Origin of the sequence: Borreliella spielmanii, from assembly GCF_014201705.1 — a bacterium.
Taxonomy (GTDB): Bacteria; Spirochaetota; Spirochaetia; order Borreliales; family Borreliaceae; genus Borreliella; species Borreliella spielmanii.
This window is the reverse complement of the sequence record NZ_JACHFA010000003.1, coordinates 35,389-54,967: the sequence shown is the minus strand read 5'-3', so window position 1 is coordinate 54,967 and position 19,579 is coordinate 35,389. Positions and strand designations below refer to the sequence as shown.

Genomic DNA, 19,579 nt, shown 5'->3' with positions numbered 1-19,579 from the left:
AATAAGTATTTATTAGTATACTAATAAATTAGTAAACATAAACAAGAAATAAACAATCAAAAATCAATCAATTCCTAACTTATCTTTCAATAAGTCTAATTTTTTAGCATCCATGCTAAGCTTATTTAAATCCAAAGCATTAACAATTGCCATTATCTCTTCACGAGAGAATCTCTTTCCTCTTAAAAAATGATTTTCAAAACTGTTAAAAGAGATGGGAACAATTTTTTTTACTATACTTATCACTGCTTTAACATATTCGCGCATTTCTTTTGGCGAATTTTCTTTAACTTCTTTTGGACTATTTAAAGCTAATCGCAATTTAATAAAATGAAAAAGATTATTTAAATCAATTTGCCAATACCATTCGGTATATAAACTTAAGGGTAAAACTATTCTTGAAAGTTCTTTTGAAATATTAGAATTGACCATATCTTGATAAAGCTTATAAGAATGTTTTTGGTGATGCTTTATTTTATATGACAAACTTTTTTCCAAAGAATCAAACTCTCTTTTAACTTGGCTATTACTAGAAATTTGATACTTTAAATCTTCTACTAAGGGAGAATAAAATTCTTCTCTTGCTAAGCTATAGCAGCCAGAAACTTCATTAATCCTTGCAGTTCTATGCCTCATCCATTGCCTTGCAATAAATATTGGGGCTTTAACATGAAATGTAAAAACCACCTGTTCTAATGGACTTGTATGCCCATTTCTTATTAAATAGTCAATAAGTTCTTCATCTTTTCTTTTAACGCTATCTCCTCGATAAGAAATCCTTGCGGCCTCAACTATTCTCTTATCATTTCCCATAAAATCAATAAGCTTTAAAAAACCATTATCCAAAATTTTATATTCTTTATTCAAAAATTGACACTCCTTACTTAAAGACAAATTTATTAACCTTTACAGAATGCAAAATTTAGAATGCAAACCATTATACCATAAAAATATCCTTAATGTAGAGCTTAATGTTGATCTTAGTAAAATAAAAAAGGCAGAAACTAATATAATTAGCCTCAAACCTTTTTACTTTAACCTCTAATTATTTATAAATCTGTATAGTTTAACTATCTCATGTATAAAGAAATGGTCATTACTTTTGCAAGATCTCTTGCGCCTTGAGCTACCTTAACAACACTGGAAATAGCCTTTTCAACATCTTTTTTTGCTACTACTTGATCCTTATTTGATGGATTTAAGCCATTAACAATATTGAGAACTTTCTGAGCCTCTTGAGCTGTTTCATCTAAAGCTCTTTCAGAAGCCATTAAAGTTTCTTTAACTTGTTCTACTTTAGCAAATTCTTCTTTTGTCAATTCTAATTCCTTATTATTTGGAGATTTATTTGACATTATTTGCTTTTCTATTAAAAACATCGCCTCACCTGCAACAGAAACGGCTTTTTGAGTTTCTTGAGCAGCCTTTTTAGACATTTCAACAACCCTATTTGCATCCTCAGCAACCATTCCTGAGCACTTTGCTACAATTGTTGCCTCTTGTGATGCAATAACGGCTCCCTTAGCAGCATCTGAAATCAAAGACATTGAACCTACAAACTTTTTAACTACACCCGCATCATTTGATTCTACCAATTCAAGAGATGATTCTCTAACCCCTTCTAATTTATTAGAAACATCTTCTGTCACCTTGTTAATAGTATCTAGAGCTTGATTAACCTGATCTTTTTGATCTAATTTCTTACCATCTTTTTGATCTAAAGTCTTACCATCTTTTTGATCTAAAGTCTTACCATCTTTTTGATCTGAAGTTTTATCATCTTTTTGATCTGATTGTTCTAAAACGTTGGATTGAAGTTGAACAATATTTGCATTGTTAGAATCTGCAAACACATTTAAATTTACAAATCCAAACAATAATCCATTAATTATTAAATTCCTAAATATTTTAGTCATTGTTAATTCTCCTTATTTAAAATATTTTATTCTTAATATTTTAAAACATTACTAAATTAGAATCAATACATATTTATATAAAAACATATAATTAACTTTTTTAAGTAAAAAATGCCCTACGAAAACAAAGGCTTTTAACAAGAATTATTAAACTTAAATTAAACATTAAAATGGGGAGAACGGTGTTATTTTATAATAGTTATATTTATTATTATAAAATAACACATGAAAAATATAATGCAATATCAAGTAAAAACAAAGATGCTAACAAAATTTTTAAAATTAAAATAATTTATCAAGTACAATATCAACACTATATTAATTGCACTACTAACAAATTTAAAACCCAAAATGTACATTTTGGATTATTTAAAAAACCCTTATTTTAAATAATTAATTTATTATCTTTTATTTTAAATAAATAAAACAAACATTGAAAATTAAACGAATTGAAATATATTTCTATATTAGAAATATTGAACTTGCCAAATAACACTAATGATTAGATTTTTAAAGAGGTTATATCTTGAAAAAAAACACAATTTATAAAATAGTAAATCTACTTAAAATAACTTTACTGTTCTCATGTTCTTTTCATACTAAATCAACCAACACAGAAACAGCAAGTGAATTACAACCATCCCCTATTGAAATTAAAAAAACTAGCATTAAAAAAGTAGAAAATCTTAAAAAGGTTGAAAACTTACAACAAAACCAGATCTCAAACAATGATAAAGAATCAATAATTAAAAAAATTACACAAGAATTCAATGAAAATGAAAAATTAATTCAAAAAATAAGCTCAAATATAGAAATACTTACTCAAAAAGTAAATACAAATATTCAAAAAATCAACCCTATTGATCAATTTGGAATAAATAAAAATACAATCCCGGAAAAGCAATACATGAATATTGCTTTAATATTAACAAGCGATCTTCAACAAAGAAGATTATTTTATTCATCTTTAAATTACGATGAAAATAAAATTAAAAAATTAATTACAATACTTGCACAAACATCAAGCTCAAATGGCTACCATCAAAAAATTATTGGCTCGATTTTTTGGACAGGATTTAAAATCCAAGAATCATTTGAAAAGGCTGTTAATCTTTTAAATAAAAACGAGCAAAGACGTCTAATGTTTAACTTTAGAACAAAAACAGTAAAAGGCATTCAAGAAAGTTTTGAAAAACTAATACAAGAGAGAAATTCATGGATAGAAACTGTAGAAAATATTATTAGCGAATATGACAACAATATAGCAAATGTCCAAACAGATGGAATAATTTTAGGAGAAATAATAAGGGTTGGATACGAACATAAATTAAGCCCAGATGAAAGTATGCGAATTGCAAATAATATTGAAATATCATTGCAATCCTGTTGTGACCACACGCATTACTAATTTAGTAGTGTGTGTATTAAAGGATTAAATATTGAAAAATCAAAACAAAGTCCTAAAAACAATAAATAAAAATTTAATCCTTTAATACAAAATTAAATTAATATTATTTGACAAAAAGACCAATATAGTTATATTATTGTTTTGTACTATGATTAGTTAATACTAATATTAACTTACAAGGAGAGTATTTTGATAAAAACTAAACTAAATATAATTAAGCTCAATATTCTTACAACAATATTAACTTTAATTTGCATCTCATGCACACCTATTAATAACATCACTCCAAAAGAAAACAACCAAAATTTTGAAAATGAATCTCAAAATACAAACCCTTCAAATAAAAAATCTCAAAAAACTAAAGCCTCAAAATTAGAAATAATTGGTAAGACCTTAGAAGATCAAAAAAAACAAGAAGATATTCAAATAGCTCAAATTGATAGCGCACTACCTGATTTCCTGGGTACTTTTAAAGCCGATGATTATGATGGGCTTTCCGCATATGAAGAAATGGAAATAAAAAGAATACTCTACTCATCTTTAAATTACGAAAGACAAAAAATAAATACATTAAAAGAAATTCTTGAACAACTTAACACAAATGTTCAACACAAACAAACAGCTAAACACTTTATTTATTCCATATCGCTAAGTATTCAATCCCAACTAAGCAGAGATTTAGCACTAATACAAAACCTAATAGAAGACAACTTACACACTTTAAAACAAAAAGAATCTGAAATACTAATAACCGCAGAATCTGACTTAAAACTAAAAGAAAACTTTGCAAAAACTTTAAACAAAACCATTGAAGATTACAATCGAAATGATCAAAGCATTAAAATCAGTGTGGTAACACTAGCAAACTACTTTGATGAAAAGTATAAAGACCTTGATTCTTTTAAGCCTAATAATTAGTAATAAAAACAAAAAAAATACATTGCACTTGATATTTTTTTTAAAGAGAAGTTAATTCTTCTCTTTTTTTTTACTCACTGCGTCTAAATCCAAACTAAACTTAATAAATAGGCCTAAAAAGGCTCAACTGCAAAATATAAATTCAACCTTTTAATACAAATTAAAACTAATATTATATAACAAGCAAAACAATATAGTTAAAATACTATTTCGTATTATATTTATTAAATATTAGTTTTATTTTATAAGGAGGATATTTTGAAAAAAACTAAACTAGATATAATTAAGCTTAATATTCTTACAACAATATTAACTTTAATTTGCATCTCATGTGATGTTGATAACGATCCGGAACAAAAAGAAAGTGCCAATAATTTTTCAAACGGATCTCAAAATCTAAAATCTCAAGAAAAAGATACAATCTCAAAATTAAAAGAAATTGGCAAAAAATTGACAGCTCAAGAAGAAAAAGACACCGCAGAAATAGCTACAATTGATATTACACTACCTGATTTTCTAGGTTCTTTAAAAACTCAATCCTACAAAGATCTTAGCAAAAATGTGGAAATGAATATAAAAAGAATACTTTACTCATCTTTAAATTACGAAATCGCAAAAATAAAAACATTAAAAGAAATTATTGATAAACTTAAACAAAATTCTGAACACCAAAAGGTACTCGAAAGATTCCTTTATTCCATATCACTAATTATTCAATTCCAACTAAATGGTAGCTTAGAAAAAATAAAAAAGAAATCAAACGCTCTAACCCAAGAAAACTATAAAGCACTACTAATGGGGGTAGAATCCAGCTTAAAACTAAAAGAAAACTTTGAAAAAGCCTTAAACAAAACTATTGAAGCTTACAGTCAAGATTTAGAAAACATTAAATCTAATGAAACACAATTAGTAAAACATATGGATGAACATTACAGCAACATTAATTCTTTTAAGCCTACTAATTAATCCAAACAAAAAATGCGTTGCAATTAATATTATTTTAAAAGAGAAGTTAATTCTTCTCTTTTTTTTTTTAAAAAAAAATCAATTAATCTTTTAATACAAATTGAAATTAATATTATTTAACAAGCAAAACAATATGGTTATATTATTATTTTGCATTATACTTAGTAAATATTAGTTTTAATTTATAAGGAAAATATTTTGATAAAAACTAAACTAAATATAATCAAGCTTAATATAATGACAACTATATTAGCTTTAATTTGCATATCATGTGCTGTTAATAAAATTGATCCTAAGCCAAACAAATATACTAACACAACAGAAAACAGTCAAGATTTTGAAAATAAATCTCAAGATTCAAACTCTTTCAATCAAGAATCTCAAGATTCAAACTCTTCAGATCAAGAATCCCTAGAAACCATACTCTTAGAATTAAAAGCAATTGGTAAAAAGTTAGAAGCTCAAAAAGAGCAAGAAGATACCGCAATAGCTAAAATTATTTCCGAACAATGTGATTTTTTGAGTACTTTTAAAATAGGACCTTATGACCTTATTGTAGAAGAAAATCAAACGGAAATAAAAAGAATAATTTACTCATCTTTAAATTACGAAACACAAAAAATAAATACATTAAAAGAAATTCTTGAAAAACTTAAAAAAAATAACCAATACCATACTATAGTAGGTAGCTTTATTAACCACATATCATGGCGCATTCAATTCCGCCTAAGCGAGCATTTAAAAACAATAAAAGATAAATTATCTACTCTAAGCAAAAAAGAAGCCGAAGAGACACTACTTAGCGCAAAACATTACTTAACACTAAAACAAAGGTTTGCTAAAACCTTAACCGCAACTCTTGAAGCTTATAGTCAAAATTCACAGCAGATTAAAACCGATGAGGAAAAACTGGCAACCCACATGAATGACAATTACAAAGAATTTGATTCTTTAAAATCAATCCATTAATCCAAACAAAAAAATAATATTGTAATTAATATTTTTTAAAAAGAGAAAAATTAACTTCTCTTTTTTTTTAATCTCTCAATTAAAGTCCAAACTAAAAAAATAATGTTTTTATTTTTATTCAAGTTTCAATTTAAACTTTAAATAATTTGATATACATTTGTAATATGTACTAAAATTATTTTGTATCGCATTATTACATTTTTATAAAAGGAGAATATTTTGAAAAAAAATGATTTAATATTAACTAATATTGTCATTACAACACTTCTTTTGTGCTCTTGCAGCTTATTTTAAGGAACAATAACCGAAAGAATATCAACAGAAATAAAAAAATTTAAAGAAAAAGTAGAACAATATAAAGACAAAACTGAAGACTCTGATCAATTTGGAATGAAATATTCAGTCTTTAATGTAGATACAACTGCGCTTAAGCTTGCAAAGCTCAACTCGGATGCAAAAAAAGATGAAAGACTGCTATTTTACTCTTCTCTAGAGTACAGCAAAAAGAGAATTGTAAACTTTGGTAAAATACTCACACAACTTTACAAACAGCAACAACACCATCAACTAATTGAAGAGGTTGTTAAAATAGGATTTAGCATTCAAAAAAACCTTGAAGAGACAATTTTAAAAATATCTGATAACAGAGATGAATTAAAAAGGCTAGGCAAAGAAAACCTAAAAGCTCTTGAGACTGCAATAAAAGAATTTTTTGAAATAAAACAAAATTGGATCAAAAAGGTAGACGAAATTATTCTTAACTACAACGAAAATTTAGAAAAAATCAAAGAAGACGCTAACAGCCTAGCAGAACACATTAGCCATGAAATTAAACCAGAAGAATATGATGCAACAACTGTAATTGTAAAAATAAACGAAATATTAAATTTTTATTACAATTTACCAACTTTAACAACCCCTGGAAGTCAAAATTAATATGTTAAAGCTAGACTATTTTTGTTTTTATATCTATTTAAAATCAAGCAATCTAATAAATTAGAAAATTATAAAAGGAGAATACTTTGAAAAAATACAAATTAGAATTTATTAAACTTATAACAATAATATTATTTTTGTGTTCATGTAATTCAGTTGGCTTAAAACAAGAACTTGCCGAGAAAATAGAAAAAATAATCAACCCCGTAGTAGAAAAAATAGAAAACGACAAAAAAGAAAAAGAATTAGAATTTGATGAAATGAAAACCATTTTTGAGCTTATTCAAAAAAACGATGAACTTTGCAACGATTACAGAAGACAGTTTTATTCATCTCTTGAGTACAATATAATAAGAATTACAAACATAATAAAAATTTTTCATAAAGTTATAGAAATACAAAATGATGTCGCAAAAAAGCTTGAACTTGTACATTTTATTAAGTCAATAATCGACAGAGGATCAATTTTTGTTCAAAATCCGCTAGAAATTGCTATTCTTGAAATAAATAAAAGAAAAGATGATCTTATTAACTTTAATAACACAGAAAAATTAAAAGACATTAAAAATAAAATCAACAAAATGCTGGGAATGCAGCAACAATGGATTAAAAATATAGACAAGATTATTATTACTTACAATGATACTACAAATCTTCAAACCAATAGCGAAGAATTAGAAACTTACCTAAAAACAACTTATGAAAATACATTAAAGTCAGACTCAAATGAAATTTACGATTTGATGATAGAAATTGGAAGAGAATTGCAAGAAAACTTATAAGCGCACCGCAAAAAAAGAGCAAAGGGTTTTGCTCTTTTTTTATATTTATTGATTATTTTCTAATTTGAACTAAGTTTTTATTAATTGGTAATTAATTTTAAATTTTAATTAATTTTAATTATTAAAATTTATTAAGAATAAATCGAGGAATAATATTTTGAAAATTAAATCATTAATACATTTAAAGTTCATAGCCTTGTTTTTGTCTTCTTGCACGATTGATGCTAATCTAAACGAAGACTATAAAAATAAGGTAGAAGAACTTCTCAATAGTACAACAAATGATCAAACAACGCCGGGGACTAAAACAAACTCAAGTGCCTTGCAACTACAAACTAAAACAAACACTAATAAAAAAGCAGAACAAGTAGCGGGGCTGCAAAACCAACCATTAGCAAACGGGCAAAACTTGCATATTGTGCACCACAACGCAAATCCGGCAAATAGAGCAAATCCAACAGGAGTAATTAAAAAAAATGTACAAACAAAAGCACAAATCACACCTCCAAAACAAATAGCACCCACCCCAACTGCAACTGCAACTGCAACTGCAACTGCAACTGTGCGCAAAGGTACAAAAACTACTACTCCTAAAAACTTTAAAAAACCTCAAAAATATACCTTTAATTACGGCTTAGGTCAATCAACCCAGACAAACTTTATCAACCAGCAAAACAATACTTCTATGATTTTCAAACAAGCTCAACCAAGCTTTATTCAAACATCTTCTGCTATTAGCAAATCACGAGAGTCAAAAAACGACCTTCTTAGAAGAATTTCTGAAGAAAAAAACAAAATACAAAACAACAATGGATTTAGAGAAACTTACGATCAATTTAAAATGAAAGACTCTGCATTTGAGCTATTAGATGTTATTTCAAATATTTCAGTTTTTGATCGAAGTTACGCACCACAGCTTAACTCTAACACCCCAGAAGCAGAAAATGAAAGAAATAAATTCTATGCAATTATGGATTTTGATCAATCAAAAACAACACAATTTGGATCAATAATGGAAATTCTTTACAAGGAGAATCAAAATCACAGCTTAATCAGATCATTAATAATATCAGGACTTGGAATACAAATTTCTTTAGAACATGCACTAGAAGAGTTAGAGAAAAAAATTGAAATCTTTAACGAAAAGTACTCAAACAATAAAATCACCGGCTTTGATTTTGACACTACAATGAAAGAGTTTGAATTAATATTAAATTCAATATTAACTGAAAGAAATGAATGGTCAAAACAAGTTGACGCCCTTATTGCTAATGCAAACTCTAATACAAGCCTAAATGATTCTAGCACTCTAGCACAATACATTCAAACCAGGTATTTAGACAAAATGGAAAATGCTCGCCAGTCTGTTCTTGACTCATACATTAGAATAACAGAATTTAAATAGTTTATTTAAAAACCGAAAATAAACTATTTTACAACTATTTAATCAAAGAAGAGATCTAATCTCTTCTTTTCTTTTATTGTTTGATTGCAAATTTGAACTAAATTTAAATCATTAAGTATTTATTTTAAATAATTGAAATTACTTAAAAATTTTTTTTAAAGGAGTAAATTTTGAATAATATAAAATTATCAATATTTATAACATTAGGAATAATAACATTATTATCTTGCAAGCTAAACTATGAAGATACTAAAAACAAAGTAGCAAGTTTTACAGAAACAAAACACGATGAACCAAATCTTCAAAAAGATGTAAAAAAACAAGAACATCCAAAACCAACAAAAGACTTAAAAATTTTCAACACAGAAGACAAAACTAATCTAACTGATAAGCTTTTTGAAATCTTAGCAAGAGAAATGACAATAATAAAAAGAGACAAGCTTCAAACAGAAATATCTAGCCAATTTGGACTAAAAAATAGCATGTTTGAACTAATCAATGTTTACAAAATAGATTCTAAAACTGGAATAAAACTTAAAGAAAAAATGAACTCAAGCCTATTTGAATCTCAAAAAATGAGAAGACAATTTTATTCATCATTAAGCTACAACACCACTGACATTTTTAATTTAGCAGAGATTGTAAACAAGCTCTACAAAGACCCGAAAGCCCACGATACAATAAAAAATATATCTGGGGGAATACGAATTCAACAAAACTTTGAAGTTGCGCTTGAAGATTTAGCAATTAATATGGAAATGCTAAAAGAGAATGCTTTTGCTAAGAGTGCTTTAGAAGAAATTTACGCTGTAATTGTTGATTTAATCGAAATAAAAAAAGAATGGCTAAATACAATAGAAACATTGATTAAAAGCTCAAACGCTACCTTGGAGCTACAAAACAATACAGAAAAGCTAAAAGAACATATTCAACAAATATATAAAGATAAAATAAATACTCTTTGCTTGAAAGCTGAGCGAGCATTGATTTACTTAAACACATTATTTAAATGTAATAATAATTAAAAAATTTCTGGGAAAATTAAGACCTTAACCCAAAAGAGAGCGATAGCTCTCTTTTTTTTTGATTTTTTTTTGTACAATAGCGATTTTGAATTAAAGTTATTAATTGAGTAATTAAAATTATTAATTAATAATTAATTACTTAAAATTTTTATTGAAGGATAACATTTTGAAAAATAATAAATTAATTGCAATATTTTTATTGCATATATTAATTGCGCTAATTTTGCTTTCTTGCTCACTAGAGGTCAACAAAGACGACAATAAAGAGAAAGAAAATAAAAAAGCAAAAATAATTAAAAATAAAAAGAACTCATCAAGCATTAAAAAGGCGTCTCGAAACGCTAAAACCGATAACCCAACAATAGACAATCTATTTGTTGCCATTAATGCTTTAAAAAATCCACCAAAAATCTCAGCTGGTAATGTTAAAAACAAACCAAATTCAGCAGCAGCCTTAAAACAACCTGCTAATAGCAATTCTCCAAAGCAAATAGCAGTAGATCCTGAGGCTAAAGAGCTAATACAAAAAATACTAGACAGATCAGAGGATATTGTTCAAATAAGCGAAATTGATTCTAACAAAGGCGAACCTAATGACCAATTTGGAATGAAAGCAGAAATATTTAGTAAAATATTTTTCAATGCAAATTCAATGGTACATTTTGACGACAACGAATACTTAAACGAAAGAAGAATACTTTACACATCTTTAAATTTCAACGAAGGCGTAATTTTAAACCTTGGAACAATTTTATCAAAACTTAGTCAACATTCAAACTACCGAAGCTTAGTTAAAGAAACCCTTATAAACAGAGGATTTAGCATTCAATTAGCAATGGAAGAAATAAGCTTAAAAATATTAAATGTAAAAGACAAACTACATCATCTAAACAAGCCTAATTTGAAAACACTCTACTATGATTTTGATAAACTTAAAACACTTAAAGAAAAATGGCTAAAAGATGTAGATGACATTATTAAAGAATACAATGCTAATCCCGAATTGAGAACTAACATTTCAAAATTACATGACAACGTGGAACTAAAAAATTCAAAAGCTCAATTCGCAGATATTCACAATTTAATTTTAAATTTAATAAATACAACCACCAATATTCTTGCTCCAATTCAGTAATATTGGTTTGCTATCCAAAACGAGGAAGAGATTTTTTAAAATCTCTTTCTTTTTTTTTATATGTAATTTTTATAAAAACTTTACTGTTAAAAACACATAAAAACTTTTTTAATAAAATCTATCAAAAAAGTTTTTTAAAATAATTATTATTATGTTTTAAATTAATCTAAAAGCAAGTTATTACTTTTTCATTGACTTCATAGGTTGTTTAGTTGATTTCATGGATTTTTCTGGCATTGGAGTTGTAACTTTTGAATCCTCTTCTATAGTATTTTCCATCTCATCTGAAATTCTTGTAGTTTCGCAAGAAACAAATAATATCGCACTTAAAAGCATAGCATACATTAACTTTATCATTATTTAATTCTCCTTATTTAGAATTTATACTATATTAAAATAAAATTTTAAAATAATCAATATTAAATGGTTTTTTATTTCAAAAAAAAATATTATAAAATAATTCATAAACTATTGATAAAATCTGTATAAAATGATATTCTATGTAAATAAATTTGGACTGAGGAATAATAAAGTTATTATATGTACACAATTTTGTGTGGTTTTAAAAAAAAATTAAACAATTTTAATATTATAAGAGATAATTATGAATGCATTATTTAAAAATAATCTAGCTTACAAAAGAAAATATATAAAACCCTTAAATCCTATTCTTTTTACACAATTTTATATTAGAACTTATAATACAAATTCAAATGCAACAATCGAAATAAAATCAGAAGCACAATATCTAGGTCAATACGACAAAATTACACTCACAAAAGGCAAACTAAAATCAATAAGCATCTTGGCTCACAAAAATAGTATGGACAAAAGGGGTTTGAAAAACCTGCTTAAATTGAAAAACCATGAAGATTTTAATTATTTTTATGAAAATAATTACATTAGATGTTGTTTGAATTTCGAAGACAGACAAAAAAGAGAAATCAATTTAATGCCTTTGTTTCATTACCACAGCTTATTAAGCATAAACAGAGCAATTCTAAACAAAGATAAATCCGGTGATTTGGAATTTGGAAGCTCGTTTTACGTATCAACCAATTATACCTGGAAATATCTAAGCTTTGCTAAATTTCAAAAAAGCCTAAACAAAGTTAAACTTATATACTCTCCTTATTCTAACAAAAAATATTACATCAGAGTAAGTCAAAACATTTACGATACACTAAAAATATTAACTAATGCTTCAAAATTAAGAGAATTTATCAAATAGTTTAAATAAAAAATAATTTATTAAACACTTCCCACACACGTTTCAAAGAGGCTCTTACTGCGAGTCCTCTTTGTATTAAATTAAAATAAACACGTAAAAATTCATCTTTTAAAATATGAGCTATACTTTAGAGTAATTACAATTATCACCAAAACTATATATTAAAAAGCAATGCAAGTAACACTACTTTTAACTACCTCCAAAGAAGTTCTTTTACTGTATTGAAGAACTTCTTTTTGCAAAAATCAATGTTTTTTATTTTTTAAAATTTTTAATCTAATAAACCTTAAGATCCACTATTAATAATCATTAATAGTATATAATAAATATATAAAGGGTAAGGAGCAATAAATGAGTAAAAAGATAATTTTAATATTGCTAAAAATCCTGATCTTATCCTGTAACTTATCTATAAATGAAGAAGAAAAAATTAAAGATCAAAAACCTGCAGCAAAAATAATCCCTGTAGTATCAATTCAAAAAGTAGTAATAAGAGCATCAAATCAAAACCCAATAAGCATTAAAAATTACTATAAACAAGCCTATCCGATTCAAACATTCTCTATTGATTTTAATATCAACAGAGAAAAGGAATTTCAACAAACAGAGGATAAAATCTTGTCTACACAAGGAAAAGTAGAATCTCTTAGCATCTTAATAAACAAAGAATTATTAGACTTAACACAACCACCTAAAGGATTTACTTTGAAAAAACTTAAAGAGATTGAAAATATTGAGAATTTTTTCCAAAATCAAGATCTCTTATTTGTTTTAAACCTTAAACCTAAAAATAATAACAATATTATTAACATTATGCTCAATCCACCAAACGACTTCTTGAAACCTAGAGATTATGTTTTACTAGGGCTTAAAGATATAATTAAAAAAGGTATAGGCGAGCAGTACTTAAATCCTATCTATAGATTCCAAATAAAAAACAACAAAGATTATCATTCAATAGATTATAACAAAGTATCTATTAGCGGAAATAGCATAGAACTAGACTTATTGCCTCATAATCAAATCTTTAAAATGAATAAAAATTTCAATCGAATCTTAAAAATATTAACAGACAAAAATAATCTGAAATTATTAATTCAAAAAGAATATATCTAGAATATCTTAAAATTTAAATTAAATCTATTTAATTGATAAATATAATTTAATGGTATATAATTATCATTAAGTTGCTTAGGTTAAGGGGATGATTAAATGGTTAAAAAAATAATATTTACTTCATTTTTAATGTTTATGATGTCTTGTAGCGCAATTGGTAGTGGGGTTTTAATAGACTACCTTCTTGATAATATGGTAAAAGAATCAGACGAAGAAACAAAAGATGCACAAAAGCAAAATTCATACTCAAAACCCGAAATAAAAGAAAATGCTGACAATGAGCAAGAAGACGATGATGAAAATGAAGAAGAGTTTGAATAGAAACATCAAATCATTTCAATATTTTAACATTTTAAAAACATTTTACTATAATTAATTAAGCTCACATTAAAATAATTAATATATTCAAAAGGAACATCGGGTAAAACTCGATGTTCTCCTTTATTAATAAATCTGAAAAATTTAAAGTATGCTGTACACTTAGTACAATTAGAGCATTTAAATCAAGTTAAAAAGAGAAGAATGGTGCTAAGAATTTCAAAAATTATGTAAAAATAATTTTAAACAGCACCACTACTTCAACGCCAAATTATAAATAAACCAAAGGCAAAACACTAAAAAGTATTAAATTTCTCTAAATAGTAAGAATAAAAAATTTAAAAATAAAACATAAAATCTATGATACCCCCTTAAATCCCCTTAACGGGGGATTTTTATGTCTTTAAATTAAAATTTAATCAAAATCTAGTAAAATGTAGTATAATGTTTCTCAATATTCTTGTTTTAAAAGGAGCTTAAGGCTTTGAAAGGCAAGCTTAGCAATGTTTTAAACAAATTTTTAATACTTACATCAATGCTAATTATTAGCTGTAATACCAACATGGATACAAATGATAAAAACAAAGCCTTAAACGAATATAAATTACAAAATATTTCAGAAGTCATTAAAAATAGCTTACAAATTGAATCGGACTCTAAAAAAGAACTTAAAGCAAACACAAACACTCCTCCTATTTTAGAAATTGAAAAAATTGAACCTGGAAAACAAGAATTTCTCTTAAAATCTGAATCAGACAGCGAAAGCCTAATACCACTAGAAACTCTAGAACCCCAAAATATAGCTAAATCAGAAGAAGAAATTGCAAAAATACAAGAAAAATTATTGTTAATAGGGGCTTCTGATGAGATTACAGAACAAGAATTAGACCCAAATATGCAAAAATCTTTAACCCCAACCACAATAGAATTTAAAATTTTAAGCACCACCGACGAGCAGACAATACTCAATCCAATTGAAGAAGAGATTAAAGAGATTAATATTAATGTCAAAAACAAATTTTTTAATCTTGAAGAAAAAGAAGAAGAAAATAACACTTTAACAGAAAGTACAAGAACCCACACACAAATTCAATTTCAAAAACAAGACACATACTTAAGTAAAGATGGCAACTTTATAACAAAAGAATACGCAGAACAAGTTAGAAAATCTCTAGATAAAGCATTAAATGCAATAAAAAATTTAAAAACATTTAAAAAGAATGAGAATGAGAATGAGAATGAGAATGAAATTGAGATTGAGATTGAGATTGAGATTGAAAATTCAGCAAAAGATCAGCAAGACTCTCTAAACACAACAAACAACACAATCGCCAATAATATTAATACTAAGAATATAGAAAAAACAAAAAATAGATTGCTTGAAGAGTTGAGAAAAAGTGAGCTTATTTTTGAAGACATTAAAGATCCCCTAGGAACAAGCACCATAAAACAGGTTCTAGATGCCGCTACCCAATGGCAAAAACAAGAAAACTCCAGCCAAATAAACTGGGACTTGGGATCAAAATTTCATCCAAACCCAAAGCTTTACAACAAATCAGTAGCCCAAGAATACAAAGTTTTGGCTGAAAAATTTACTAAAGTAAAAAATGAATACAAAAACATAAAAAAAGCACTAGAAGTTCAATCTAAATTAACAAATAGCAATATCATTCAAATAATTGACGCAACAAAAGAGTTTACAAACCAAGTAAAAAACTTAATCTTATTATTAGTAGAAGAAAATAATCACTAAAAACCCCATTAACAAGCCTATATCAAATAAGAGGACCCGTTTTCCCAGTTGTAACTGTTGGAGCACCGCTACTATTGACATAAGTTAGAGTACCAGAACTGTGCATATGATTTTCGAAATTAGTTCCATTGATTTTTAAATTACCTTTAATCTCAATACTATCTGCATCAATAATTAATTTTTTAGCTTTAAATTTTATATTTTCACTTTGTGTGTCAAACTCTTTTAAATTCATTCTAAACTCATCAAGCTTAATACCAATCTTTTTGGGGTTAAGAACACTTAAAATGTAATAATAATTTTTGTCAAAATGATTATTGTCGCTTTCTTGGAAAAGATTAAAATTACTTTGAAGTAAAACTACTTCATCTTCTTCTGCTAAATCAAGATTAAAGTTAGATATATTTTTAGTACTAATCTCTAACCCTTCATACTCTTTAATAGCAACAACCCCTGTTTGGGTTTTAAAGTCAAAACTTTTAATAATACCTATTCTGCAAATAAAAACATTCTCAAAAAGATACTGCTTTAGCACACTAACAGAAGAACCTTTTAAACTACTTAACCTATAAACATTATTTTCCATAATACATTCCTTTTTTATCTTCAGAGTAAAGCTCAAGATTTAAAACACACTCTCTAGTACTACTTAATCTAGCACTAGTATTTTTAACCTTACAATCAACATTATTCCCATACCTGTCTTTAAAGCTTAAGCTCTCTCCAATTCTAATGTTGTGAGTAAACATTACTTGTGCTTGATAAAAGTTTAAATTAGAACTCTTAAAAGCCCCAACATCTCTTTGGGGTACAAACAAAAGTCCATAATCTTCAAGTCTTTTACGCTCGCCAGAAATAAATTGTCCAAAATTCGTAAAAATAAATTTCGAATCAACATCTTGCCCAAAGTTTCCAATGTCAACAACAACAACATCAACGTATCCTAGTCGTATTAAGTGTTCTATTAATCCTTTTGGCGAATTGCAAGCAAAGCTCTCATTAATGACTCTTGTTTTTCCAAGCTCATTCATACAAAAGATTGCTTTGTCCTTAAACACATGCTCTATTGCATCAACAATAGTACTACCTTTGAAATTTTTATATTCAAACTTCCTCTCTAAAAAAGTATCCTTAGACAAAAGATAAAGCTCGCACTCAAAACTAAAATTTTCAAGACCACCAATTTTTTCAACAGGTGCTCCTAAATACCCAGCCATAATAAATTGATAATCTTGCTGATGCGTAAACTTCTTATAATAAATTTTCACAATATCTGCACTCTTGAAATCAGAAAAATTTAAAGGCGCATTAAAAATTTGAAGTTTGGCTTTTTTGCCAATTATTAAATTGTTCAAAGAATATGTATTTTGAATAACAATATTCAAATCCGGAGAACCATTTTGAGTAACAATAACAACTCTAGGCCTTAAACCTGCAAGTCTACCGCCAATGCTATTCTTAGAATCGACTGCATTGTAAAATTCAATCTTAAAATCGTATTGAAATATTAACATCCTTTTTAAATAAAACTCCTTTTTTAAATTAACAAACTAATAAATCAAAATCACCAGAGAAATTTAATCTTCTTATGGATTTTCTTATGAATTTAATTTATAAATCACCATTACTACAACCTCTACCCCTGTGAACAAAATTTTATGATTAATGTTTAAAACATTTTTTGAACCTACCTTTTGAATAAAAAGTCTTAAATCTCTCTCAAGTTCTTCAAAAGATCTCTGCTGATTCAGTTTGAAATTGAAAATTTTAACCTTAACAATTCCATCATTCCCCCCAACAGTATAGGAGTGTAAATTAAAAGCTAAACAAAAAAATAAAATAAAAATTAAAAAAACTTCTCTCACAAATCTACCAATTTACCTTAAACTTAAAACCTTGCTAACTTAGCTTTTTAACTTTATAGGTTACCATTACAGAAACACCATTAAAAGTTATATTGTGCTCAATGCTTAAAATATTCTCAGATCCTATTTTATTAATTACATTTTGTATTAAACTTTCAACAGAAGAAATAGAATGATCTTCGTTTAAATTGCCACTAATTTTTATCTCTTCGTATAAAAACTTGACTGCAATCTCTTCATCATCTTGAAGATCGTAACAATACACATTAACGCTTAAAACAAACAAAGAAATTAAAATTAATTTTTTCATTAATATTCTCCAAATCAAAATTATTCTAGCTTTATAAAGTAAATCAAAATAAAATCTTTAAATTAAAAATTAGTTAAATTGATCTTCTTGAAGATCAAAAAACTCATCTTCACTTTGGGTTTCTTCATTAACATTATACTCGCTTTCTAGCTCACCTGAGTCACTACTTTCTTCTAGCTCATCTGGGCTGCTTTCTAGCTCATCTGTACTACTTTCTAGCTCATCTGGACTACTTTCTAGCTCGTCTGAAAGCTCGCCATCTGCCCGGTTAAGATCATACTTGTTTAAGATTCGTTTTTTATTACATTTTTTTAAACCTTGTGAACTTTTTGGAGTTTTGAAGTTTGAAAACCTTGATCTACCAGAGTTGTTAGTTTTATCCCTTAAAGACTTTAAGCTACTCCGATTAGCATCCATTCTTTTTTTAATCTTTTTATGAGATTTTACATTCTCAAACTTAGCTTTAAAATAGTTTTCTAGGAAAAGAACTATTTTAATATTTCTCTCTACAATAAGTTTTGTATATTCCGGATTTTCAATAAACCTTTTATTTTTGTAATTTTTTGTTAAATATTTATATCTTCTCAAGATCTTAAGTATGGGGAATTTTACCTCTTTTTGAAATCTACTCCTAGAAAGTCTTTTTTTTATTATTTTATGCAAACTATTAGAATAAACATTTAACTTATTAAGTTTAGCAAGTACTTCTTGACTTTTAATGCTACCGGCTTTATCTTGGGATTTGATTAAAATCCCATTATCAACATCATAAATTAATACATAAGCCAAATCTATGTCTTTTTTAAAATTCCATTTTTTAAAATCAAATGGTCTTGCTACGCTTGCATATATTGTTGAAGCAATAAACAAAACAAATATCAAAATAAGCTTAAACTGGCTCATCAATATTCTCCCAATATTAAGTTGTGTTTAATTAATATTTTAACCTTTATAGGTTAAAATATTAAACGTTTTGCAAATTTTTACTTGCAAACTAACTTCTACCTCTTCTAGATAAACTGTATCTTTAAGCTTTAATGAATTAATACTTACCACCTCGTGAAATCCTACTGAAGGACTGTACATACTGTAATAAACCCCTAAGTTAAACTTCTGTCTAAATTGCATTTTTATAAAATTACTATTAAATTCTAAAACACTGTTCATAAAAGGGGTTTCTTTTAAAGCCCGTAGTAAGGTTTTGTCATAAATAGATGACAAAATCCCTTTATTAATTGTTATAATCTCTGGCCTTGGAGTAATGTTAAAGTTCACATATTCACTTTTTGTATTTGTAAAATCAATTACCGCACGGTCCGAGCTTATGCTTGAGAGATTTTCTTCTATTAGATCATTCTTTACAAAAATAAAAAACAGTTGGGGAATGTACCCAAGTCCTTTAAAATCAAGCCTTGGGAAAAGTAAAACAAAATTAGAAATGCTTGCTAAGCTTGAAATTTGATTTACAACATCTTCTATTAACCTAGTAGCTTGCTTAATCACTTAAAACCTCTTTTAATTTCCTT

General features: G+C 26.7%; 22 protein-coding genes. 13 read left to right on the top strand and 9 right to left on the bottom strand.

Going from position 1 to position 19,579, the window contains the following annotated elements; all coding sequences use genetic code 11:
- Positions 1-63: 63 nt before the first annotated feature.
- Together thyX and HNR35_RS04575 are read right to left on the bottom strand one after the other, a co-directional pair.
- A complete protein-coding gene (gene thyX / locus HNR35_RS04580; protein WP_183224239.1) occupies positions 64-867 on the bottom strand; it encodes an FAD-dependent thymidylate synthase in 804 nt (267 codons plus the stop codon).
- 203 nt (positions 868-1,070) lie between these two features.
- Entirely contained in the window at positions 1,071-1,916 is an 846-nt protein-coding gene (locus HNR35_RS04575) for an OMS28 family porin (protein ID WP_183224237.1), read from the bottom strand.
- Positions 1,917-2,442: 526 nt separating this feature from the next.
- Between HNR35_RS04575 and HNR35_RS04570 the strand changes: the two genes are divergently transcribed.
- From HNR35_RS04570 to HNR35_RS04530, 9 genes are all read left to right on the top strand, one after another.
- Positions 2,443-3,324, top strand: a complete 882-nt coding sequence (locus HNR35_RS04570; RefSeq protein ID WP_183224235.1) for a complement regulator-acquiring protein — start codon at positions 2,443-2,445, stop codon at positions 3,322-3,324.
- 189 nt (positions 3,325-3,513) lie between these two features.
- Positions 3,514-4,242: a complement regulator-acquiring protein gene (locus HNR35_RS04565; protein ID WP_183224233.1), complete on the top strand. Its 729-nt coding sequence runs from the start codon at positions 3,514-3,516 to the stop codon at positions 4,240-4,242.
- Between the two features lie 258 nt (positions 4,243-4,500).
- On the top strand, positions 4,501-5,208 hold the full coding sequence (locus tag HNR35_RS04560; protein WP_183224231.1) for a complement regulator-acquiring protein: 708 nt from the start codon (positions 4,501-4,503) through the stop codon (positions 5,206-5,208).
- A 198-nt stretch (positions 5,209-5,406) separates the two neighbouring features.
- Positions 5,407-6,177 (top strand): complement regulator-acquiring protein, encoded by a 771-nt coding sequence (locus HNR35_RS04555; RefSeq protein WP_183224229.1) that lies wholly within the window; start codon positions 5,407-5,409, stop codon positions 6,175-6,177.
- 300 nt (positions 6,178-6,477) lie between these two features.
- Positions 6,478-7,113: a complement regulator-acquiring protein gene (locus tag HNR35_RS04550; RefSeq protein WP_336509699.1), complete on the top strand. Its 636-nt coding sequence runs from the start codon at positions 6,478-6,480 to the stop codon at positions 7,111-7,113.
- A gap of 86 nt (positions 7,114-7,199) precedes the next feature.
- Positions 7,200-7,895, top strand: coding sequence for a complement regulator-acquiring protein (locus HNR35_RS04545; RefSeq protein ID WP_183224228.1), 696 nt, complete (start codon positions 7,200-7,202; stop codon positions 7,893-7,895).
- Positions 7,896-8,052: 157 nt separating this feature from the next.
- The gene (locus tag HNR35_RS04540) at positions 8,053-9,300 is read left to right on the top strand and encodes a complement regulator-acquiring protein (protein ID WP_183224226.1); all 1,248 of its coding nucleotides are present in this window, start codon (positions 8,053-8,055) and stop codon (positions 9,298-9,300) included.
- 170 nt (positions 9,301-9,470) lie between these two features.
- Complete coding sequence (locus HNR35_RS04535; RefSeq protein WP_183224224.1) at positions 9,471-10,325, top strand: complement regulator-acquiring protein; 855 nt, start codon at positions 9,471-9,473, stop codon at positions 10,323-10,325.
- A gap of 166 nt (positions 10,326-10,491) precedes the next feature.
- Complete coding sequence (locus tag HNR35_RS04530) at positions 10,492-11,460, top strand: complement regulator-acquiring protein (RefSeq protein ID WP_012665240.1); 969 nt, start codon at positions 10,492-10,494, stop codon at positions 11,458-11,460.
- 180 nt (positions 11,461-11,640) lie between these two features.
- Here the strand turns inward: HNR35_RS04530 and HNR35_RS04525 are convergent, their stop codons facing one another.
- Entirely contained in the window at positions 11,641-11,817 is a 177-nt protein-coding gene (locus HNR35_RS04525) for an Lp6.6 family lipoprotein (RefSeq protein ID WP_183224222.1), read from the bottom strand.
- Positions 11,818-12,064: 247 nt separating this feature from the next.
- Here HNR35_RS04525 and HNR35_RS04520 point away from each other — a divergent pair, with 247 nt between their 5' ends.
- The 4 genes from HNR35_RS04520 (at position 12,065) to HNR35_RS04505 (ending at position 15,878) form a co-directional block, all read left to right on the top strand.
- On the top strand, positions 12,065-12,691 hold the full coding sequence (locus HNR35_RS04520; RefSeq protein WP_183224220.1) for a hypothetical protein: 627 nt from the start codon (positions 12,065-12,067) through the stop codon (positions 12,689-12,691).
- A 351-nt stretch (positions 12,692-13,042) separates the two neighbouring features.
- A complete protein-coding gene (locus HNR35_RS04515; protein ID WP_012665237.1) occupies positions 13,043-13,807 on the top strand; it encodes a hypothetical protein in 765 nt (254 codons plus the stop codon).
- A gap of 96 nt (positions 13,808-13,903) precedes the next feature.
- Positions 13,904-14,128, top strand: coding sequence for a hypothetical protein (locus HNR35_RS04510; protein ID WP_012665236.1), 225 nt, complete (start codon positions 13,904-13,906; stop codon positions 14,126-14,128).
- Between the two features lie 481 nt (positions 14,129-14,609).
- Positions 14,610-15,878: a hypothetical protein gene (locus HNR35_RS04505; RefSeq protein WP_236845789.1), complete on the top strand. Its 1,269-nt coding sequence runs from the start codon at positions 14,610-14,612 to the stop codon at positions 15,876-15,878.
- A 22-nt stretch (positions 15,879-15,900) separates the two neighbouring features.
- Here HNR35_RS04505 and HNR35_RS04500 read toward each other — a convergent pair whose 3' ends face one another.
- The 6 genes from HNR35_RS04500 to HNR35_RS04475 form a co-directional block, all read right to left on the bottom strand.
- The gene (locus HNR35_RS04500) at positions 15,901-16,464 is read right to left on the bottom strand and encodes a DUF777 family protein (RefSeq protein WP_012665234.1); all 564 of its coding nucleotides are present in this window, start codon (positions 16,462-16,464) and stop codon (positions 15,901-15,903) included.
- Positions 16,454-17,392 carry a DUF693 family protein gene (locus tag HNR35_RS04495; RefSeq protein WP_183224218.1) on the bottom strand — a complete coding sequence of 313 codons (939 nt, stop codon included), beginning with the start codon at positions 17,390-17,392 and terminating at the stop codon, positions 16,454-16,456. The genes HNR35_RS04500 and HNR35_RS04495 overlap by 11 nt, the downstream gene beginning before the upstream one ends.
- A gap of 84 nt (positions 17,393-17,476) precedes the next feature.
- Positions 17,477-17,743 carry a hypothetical protein gene (locus tag HNR35_RS04490; RefSeq protein WP_183224216.1) on the bottom strand — a complete coding sequence of 89 codons (267 nt, stop codon included), beginning with the start codon at positions 17,741-17,743 and terminating at the stop codon, positions 17,477-17,479.
- A 34-nt stretch (positions 17,744-17,777) separates the two neighbouring features.
- Positions 17,778-18,053: a hypothetical protein gene (locus tag HNR35_RS04485; protein ID WP_012665231.1), complete on the bottom strand. Its 276-nt coding sequence runs from the start codon at positions 18,051-18,053 to the stop codon at positions 17,778-17,780.
- Positions 18,054-18,122: 69 nt separating this feature from the next.
- Positions 18,123-18,956: a hypothetical protein gene (locus tag HNR35_RS04480; protein WP_183224214.1), complete on the bottom strand. Its 834-nt coding sequence runs from the start codon at positions 18,954-18,956 to the stop codon at positions 18,123-18,125.
- Positions 18,957-18,995: 39 nt separating this feature from the next.
- Positions 18,996-19,556, bottom strand: coding sequence for a DUF792 family protein (locus tag HNR35_RS04475; protein WP_183224213.1), 561 nt, complete (start codon positions 19,554-19,556; stop codon positions 18,996-18,998).
- Positions 19,557-19,579 lie beyond the last annotated feature (23 nt).